The organism is Actinomadura sp. GC306 (assembly GCF_004348665.1).
GTDB lineage: Bacteria > Actinomycetota > Actinomycetes > Streptosporangiales > Streptosporangiaceae > Spirillospora.
In genome coordinates this window covers 1-7,253 of record NZ_SMKM01000314.1, presented here as the reverse complement: position 1 = coordinate 7,253, position 7,253 = coordinate 1, and the positions used below count along the sequence as shown (strand labels likewise).

Annotated in this window: 5 protein-coding genes; 4 read left to right on the top strand and 1 reads right to left on the bottom strand. The window is 69.3% G+C overall.

What is annotated here, in order from left to right; translation table 11 throughout:
* Nucleotides 1–98 precede the first annotated feature (98 nt).
* From E1200_RS29180 to E1200_RS29165, 4 genes are all read left to right on the top strand, one after another.
* Nucleotides 99–572, top strand: coding sequence for an Lrp/AsnC family transcriptional regulator (locus E1200_RS29180; protein ID WP_131955295.1), 474 nt, complete (start codon nucleotides 99–101; stop codon nucleotides 570–572).
* Nucleotides 573–582: 10 nt separating this feature from the next.
* Nucleotides 583–1,065 carry a ribonuclease E activity regulator RraA gene (gene rraA / locus E1200_RS29175; RefSeq protein ID WP_131955294.1) on the top strand — a complete coding sequence of 161 codons (483 nt, stop codon included), beginning with the start codon at nucleotides 583–585 and terminating at the stop codon, nucleotides 1,063–1,065.
* A 129-nt stretch (nucleotides 1,066–1,194) separates the two neighbouring features.
* A complete protein-coding gene (locus tag E1200_RS29170; protein WP_243708928.1) occupies nucleotides 1,195–3,252 on the top strand; it encodes a M6 family metalloprotease domain-containing protein in 2,058 nt (685 codons plus the stop codon).
* A gap of 190 nt (nucleotides 3,253–3,442) precedes the next feature.
* A complete protein-coding gene (locus E1200_RS29165) occupies nucleotides 3,443–4,573 on the top strand; it encodes a hypothetical protein (RefSeq protein ID WP_207933604.1) in 1,131 nt (376 codons plus the stop codon).
* Between the two features lie 3 nt (nucleotides 4,574–4,576).
* On the opposite strand, the gene E1200_RS29160 is transcribed toward E1200_RS29165, so the two are convergent.
* Nucleotides 4,577–7,186 (bottom strand): hypothetical protein, encoded by a 2,610-nt coding sequence (locus E1200_RS29160; protein WP_131955292.1) that lies wholly within the window; start codon nucleotides 7,184–7,186, stop codon nucleotides 4,577–4,579.
* Nucleotides 7,187–7,253: the final 67 nt, after the last annotated feature.

Below are 7,253 nucleotides of genomic sequence, written 5' to 3'. Positions count from 1 at the left end.
GGCCGGGCGGGGTCAGGTGGCCGCCGGTCCGTATCCCAGCGTATGTTCGGAATCGACCGTCTCCCAATGGCGGAAAGCGACTTCAGAGGTGTTATTTGTTGCGTCTTGATGAGCTGGACCGGCGGATCGTTGCGCAGCTGCTGGAGGACGGCCGCGCCTCGTACGCGCAGATCGGCGACAAGGTCGGGCTGTCGGCCCCGGCGGTGAAGCGGCGCGTCGACCGGCTGCGCGCGGACGGCGTCATCAACGGCTTCGCGGCCGTCGTCGACCCGGCGGCGCTCGGCTGGACGACCGAGGCGTTCATCGAGATCTTCTGCACGGGCGCGACGTCCCCCGACGAGATCCATTCGAGCGTCCGCGGCCACCCGGAGGTCGTCGCCGCCTACACGATCAGCGGCGACGCCAGCGCGCTCGTCCACGTGCGGGCCCGCGACATCCGGCACTTGGAGGAGGTCCTCGAACGGCTGCGGCGCGAGGACAACATCACCGCGACCAAGACGTCGATCGTGCTGTCCCGGCTGATCGGCCGGCCCATCGACGCGCCCGCGCCCACCCGGGTTACCGCCCAGTAGGCTGCCGGGCATGGACTTCGCGACCGCTGACCTCATCGACGACTTCGGGGACGAGCTGCGCAGCTGCGAGACGCAGTTCCAGAGCTACGGCGGCCGGGTCTCGTTCGCCGGCCCCGTCTCGACCGTGCGCTGCCACCGTGACAACGGGCTGGTGAAGAAGCTGCTGAATACGCCCGGCGAGGGCCGCGTCCTGGTCGTGGACGGCGCCGGCTCGCTGGCGTCCGCGCTGATGGGCGACATGATCGCGGCGGCGGCGGTCGCGAACGGCTGGGCCGGGGTCGTCATCAACGGCGCGGTCCGGGACGTGGCGGCGCTGCGCGAACTGGACCTCGGCGCGAAGGCCCTCGGCTCGAACCCGCGCAAGAGCGCCAAGGACGGCGCCGGCGAGGTGGACGTCCCGGTCACGTTCGGGGGCGTGGAGTTCCGTCCGGGCGACTGGCTCTACAGCGACGAGGACGGCATCGTCGTCGCGGGACGGGAGCTTCCGGTCTGAGCTTCCGGTGTGACCTGGGCGCACTGTCCGACATGCCAGGGCAAACCACGCAAGCTCGGCTAACTCGGCCGTAGCCGGGCCGAATCCCCTGCCTTACGTTCTGCGCAACCCACCAGAGGCAGGGGAAAGATGCGCGTCAAGAACATGCTGCTGGTGCCCGCGGCGGCCGTAGGGCTGGTCGTGGGCCTCGCGGTCGTCCCGGCCGCCGCGCAGCCGAGCCCTCCCGTCCCGGAACCCACCGCCAACCCGTGGCAGATGCGCCACTGGCCGCAGACGCAGCCGTGGCAGCTCGACGAGCCGGGCGTCCGCACGTTCGCGGCGGGTGCCCCGCGTCCCATCGACCCGCAGAACTACGAGCTCCCCGACACCATGACCTGGGACGACTACCGCGCCATCCCCGGCACGTCGTGGGCCGACCCGTCCCGCAAGGGGTCGGAGAAGAACTTCAACGGCGCGATCGTCCTCGTCGACTACCCGAACCAGCCGTTCGTGGTGACGCAGCCGCACAACTCGACCATCTTCGGCAACCCCGTCGGGGTCAGCGACGTCCCCCGCGAAGAGGTCGCCCGGTTCTACCAGGACTTCCTCAACAAGCCGCAGAAGCTCAACCACGGCCACACCCTCCACGAGTACTGGATGGAGGACTCCGGCGGCCGGTACGGGGTCAACCTCACCGCGTTCGGCGCGTACGAGATGCCCGCCAAGGACCACGAGTACGGCGTGGAGAGCCGGATGCAGGGCGGCATGGGCTGCCCAGAAGGCGACACCTGCGACCGCGACCTGCGCGCCGACGCCCGCGCCGCATGGCTCGCCGACGTCGGCGAGGAGAAGGCCGCCGAGTTCGACTTCGTGTTCTTCTTGAGTGCCGGCCAGGACGAGTCGTCCACCTGGCAGGAGTTCGGCGAGATGAAGTTCACCTCGAAGGAGGACGTCCCGCCCGAATGGGGTCCCGGCGACCCGAACCTGCCGAACTGGGTGGACACCCGCTACGTCGACTGGACGTCCTGGCAGGCCGGCTCCACGCTCTGGCCGAACGCCGTCTCCGGCAGCTCCACGCAGGCCGAAAGCTCCGGCATGTCAGTGTTCGCCCACGAGTTCAGCCACATCCTGGGCATCGGCGACAACTACAACAACCCGTACAGCGACCCGCCGCGCCGTGCCTTCAGCGGCCCGTGGGACATGCTCAGCCGCGGCACCTTCAACGGCCCCGGCGGCCCGCACAGCCGCTGGACGATCCCCGCCACCGGCGGCGCGTCCATGGGCGCGCAGCACATGCTGCGCAACAAACTGAAGCTCGGCATCGTCGACCCCGCCAAGGTCCTGCGGCTCGACCGGGAGACGCTCGCCACGTCCGGCACGGTCGTCGCCCGGGTGACGGCCCGCGCTGTCCAGCCCGGCAGGGGCGGTCTCGCGGGCATCAACCTCGTCCTCGGCGGCGATCGGAGCCCGGCCTGCGACACCGCCACCGACCCGCTCTGCGACGGCGGCGGCTACGACAACTACACGATCGAGGTCGTCGACCGGATGGGCACCGACTCGTTCACCCCCGACTCCGGCGTCCTGCTGGCGAAGACGAAGGACCAGGACCGGGCCCCGTTCATCTGGGTGAAGGACGCCAACCCGCAGGACATCGACAAGGTCGACTTCGTCCTGCCGGACGGCACCCCGCAGAAGATGACGATCGGCGACTACCGGCAGCTCTCGGACGCCCTCTTCCACGCGGGGACGAACTCCGGCAGCGAGTACGAGTACGTCGACGAGGCGAACGGGCTGCACTTCTACGTCCTAGACGTGCATCGCGACAGGAAGGGCGTCCTGTCGTACACGGTCGCGATCCGCTCGCTGGACGGCGCCGGGCCGCAGCGGCGCGGCGTCCGCGTCGGCAACGGCCACGCCCGCCCGACCGGCGCCGGCTGGACCAAGTGCACGGTGACGCTCCGCAACACGGGCCGGGGCGGCAGCGGCCACCACGGCTCCGACGTGTTCCGCCTCACCGCCACAGCACCCCCCGGCTGGACGGCATGGCTCCCCAACGAACTGGCCACCGCCGAGGCGAGAGACCGCACAAAGGTCGAGGTATGGGCGAAGGCCGACTCGACCACGCCCCGCCGCGCACCCCTGCGCATAACGGCCACCTCTGAAAGCGACCCGACAAAGTCCGACACCGGCACGTGCCACCTCCCCTGACCGCCCGACCCCGTTGACTTGCGGCGTGTTGTTGTTATGTGGCTCGCCATAACAACAACACGCCGCAAGTCAACGCATCCGGGGGAGACGTTTCGCCGGGCCGCGGCGGGAAACGCTGCAGAGCGTGATGATCTTGAACGCTCCGTGTCGGAGATGGGGTGCGGTCTTCGCGGCCGGAGTGCCGCTGGCGATGGCGGGAGCCGTCGTCGCACCGCCCGCGCGGGCGGCGGCGGCCCCGGCCGCGGCGCTGGATCTCCGCGACTTGGACCTGCGCCGCGGCCCCGGCCTGGCCGTGCCGATCCGGGCGCTCGACGGGAAGCTGCACCGGGCCGGTGCCGACGGGCTGCAGGGCGGAAAGAAGCTGCGCGGCGGCTGCGGCAAGGCGGCCGGCGTGCCCGCCGGGGCGCTCGTGTACTGCTTCAATCGGGCGGACACCGCCACCCGCGCGTGGGTGCCGCAGGGCGTCACGACCGCGTCCGACTCCAGGGCGTCGGAGCGCCTGCCGGGCGGCACGCGGCCGATTCTGGTCTCCTGGCACGCCAGCGGACGCGTCAAGGTGACGTTCGTCGACCCCGACCGGCGCGTGTACCGGCACGTCCTGCTGGTCTATCCGACGATGAAGGGGAAGAGCCCCACTTTCACCGACATCGGCATCCACGCGGGCGGCATCGCCTGGTACGGCGACAAGCTCTACGTGGCCGACACCCGCCGCGGCCTACGCGAGTTCGACACGCGCCTCATCTACGACCTGGGCGGGAGCAAGGCGGGCTCTACCGGCAAGCCCGGCCGGGTCGGTCTCCAGGGCGGGAAGTACTACGGCCACGGGCACCGCTACGTGATGCCCCAGACGGGAAGCTGGAACTTCGCTCGCGGCTGGGGCGGCGGGCAATGCAGGGGGAGCGGCCCGCTGCGCATGTCCTGGACCGCCATAGACCGCACGACCGGACACCACGCCCTCATCGCCGGCGAATGGTGCCGGCCCAAGGGAGCGAGAGGACGTGTCGTGACCTGGCCGGTGCGGGCACTGTCCGGATACGGCACCGTCCAGGCCGACTGGGCTGCGCCACTGCCTTATGACCGTATTCAAGGTGCGGTCAGGACGAACGGCCAATGGTGGTTCACGCAGGGCTTGGGCAACAAGCGCGGACGGCTCTTCTCGGCGCAGCGTGAATGGTGGGGGTGGACGGGCATCACGTCCCGCACCATCTCCTACGGCCCGGAGGACCTGTCCTGCTTCCGAAGCTGGAACCGCATCTGGACGGTCGCCGAATACGCCCACAAACGAGCCCTGTGGAGCTTCCCCGCCCCCTCCTGCCGCTGACCATCAGCCAAACCGATCGGCGACCTGGACGACGTGCCGCCGCCCACCGCGAACCAGTACTCCGCGCCCGACCAGCCCAGGTCCAGACGGCGGCTCGGCCTCGTACAACCGGTGCTCTTGGCCGTACTGAGACCCGAGAAGCAGTGCCGGCGCGCCGGCCTCATGCAACGCGGACACCATCGGATCGAGACGTTGGTCGGGGACGGTGAGCAGCTTCGCCAACACGAGGTGAACGCGATTGTCGAACGAGGTCAGTAGATGTCGGGGGAAAACCCGCAGCGGATCGTCCTCCAGATCGCGGTCGATCACGAAGAGGAAGACCTCGGTCTCAGGAGGCTCCCGCACGAACCAGTCCACGACCTCGCGGAATTCCTCGACCGAATCGGTGTATCCGACCTCGGGAACCTGGAATGCGGCATGGCCATGCTCCTCAGCGAGCGACCGCAGAATCCCGTGCGCGTCGAAAACGTAGACGTCGGTCGCTGCACCGGCCGGCCGCGCCCTGATCCCGTCGATGAGCAGCTGCAGGGCGTTCGCGCGCCCCGACCTCGGCGGCCCGGCGACCAGTAGATGCGGATCCGCGTCGAAATGGACGTAAGCCGGCTCGCGCGGGCGATGTTGAATTCCGATTGGAATTCGACGACTGGTAACGGCGGGAAGCTCCCGCGCGTAGACCAGCTCCGGCAGTTCCGGCAGTTCCGGCGGCGATTCGGCCGGCTCCTCTGGCGACGTGTCCCCCACGATCAACGGGAACTCCGAGAGCCTGCGGTACAGGTCGGCGAAGTGAGGCTCGAACCTGCGGAAGCCGAGCATCTGCCCGTCGTCGACGCAGACGATGACGACCGGGTTTTCGCCGTGTTCCCGTACCAGTGACCGTAGCTGCTCCAGGAAGATCGCCTCAGTCGTGGTCCCCACTGGAGCGATGGCCTTCCGGGTCATGTGCAGGAGCAGGACGCCGCCCCGGCTCTCGCGGAAGAGGTCGGCCATGGTCTTATCCGGCTCGTCTGCGATATAGCCCAACCAGTCGGCGGTGGCCTCCCGCACATCGCCGCGGGAGAGCACGCCCAGCTCAGCCAGCATCCGCCCATACTCCACCGCCAGCCTGGCGATTCGCAGCATGTCCGTCCCCGCGTACACGATGTGACGGGGACGTCGCTCGTCCGGCGGCCTGGCGTGCATCTCGGCGTTCCGGAGCCTGCGGAGGATCTCGGCGACGGCCGGGTCTTCGATGGTGCCCGGCGGGGTACCCGGCTCCAACGCGGTGACCCACCGGAACCGCTCGGCGAACTCTGGAACGGTGCGGCGCAACTCGTGGAACCGCGCCGGTTCGCCGGAGAGAATGATCAGCGCGTCGTCGTGCTCCTCGTCCATCAACCTGATCAGACGCCTGACCATCTCGGGTCGAAGGCCACTGTTCCCGGGGTCCTGCCCGGGAGGATCATGAAAGAGAACGACGCTTCCCCGACTTCTGCTGTACAGGCGCTTCAGGTGGTCGAACGCGGAGCGAGGGTCGTCCTCCAGGGAGAAGCGGGCATAGGCCATGGTGACCAGGTCGCCCCGTGTCAGCAGCCTCCTTTCGGCGAGTACCTTCCCGTACAGCCGCGCCACCGTTCTCATCTCCAGCACGTATGGAGCGGGGAAGATCAGGTGCCGATGTGCGCGTGACCGTCCCTGACGCACGTCCTCGGCTTGCTTGGTGAGGATCTCCCGCAATGCCGCCGTCGCCTTACCGGCGTCGGTCGCCGCGTGACGGTCGTCTTGCGTCAATTCTGTGTCGGGGACGATATCGGGGAGTTCCTCGACTATGACGTCGAAGGATCCCGCATCAAGGGTTCGCGAGGCGGCCTGCCTACGAAGGGTCTTCCAACGGCGCTGGGTCCGCTGGACGAAGTCGTGGACTGCTGGACGTGGCGGGTCCGGGGCCAGGGTGAACTGGCGTGGGCTGCGGTTTCCCGCGCGGAGGTAGGCGCTGTGCTCGTCGCGGAAGGAAAGGGCGCCCATTTCGAGGACGCGCTGAAGCTCGGCCGACGGCAGGCGGCTTGCCACGACGCGCCAGCCGAGGAGGGGCAGGAGACGGTTCCATGTCGTGGTGTCTTCGACGGTGGACGTGCTGACCAGGAGATGCACCCCGAGGGCCTTGCCGCGTTCCGCGAGCGAGAGCAGCGCCTTGACCACCTCGCGTTGGCCGGACCGGAACTCCAGCGATACGTCCGCGAACACGACCACGCCCGGCGCACTATCCGGCTCCGCGGACGCCCTGGATTCCAGCTCGTCCGCCACGTAGTCGATGAACCCCCGGAGCCGCTGCGGTCGTCTGAGGAGTTCGTCGTCGGAGAAGACGATGTGCGGGAGGTCGAGAGGCTCGCCCAGCGGGTGCTCGCCCAGCCCGGCGAAGGCGAACGTGAGGTCCCAGGGGGAGTAGCACGACGCGAGCGCGAGGGCGATGTTCCGGACGGCGTGCTGCCGGGCGGCGGTCTCCCCCACGATCAGGCCGTGGGGGATGCCCGCCGCGATGTCGAGCGGGTAGAGCGTGACGATGCCGCCGTCCGGCGCGTAGCCGATCGCGGGGTCGCGGGGTTCGAGTGCCGACCGTGCCCACGTCTCTTCGAACATCCCGCTCCGTCCGCCGCCATTCAAGCGGATCACGTCGAACCGGGGGACCGTCGTAGCTGGCGGGAGT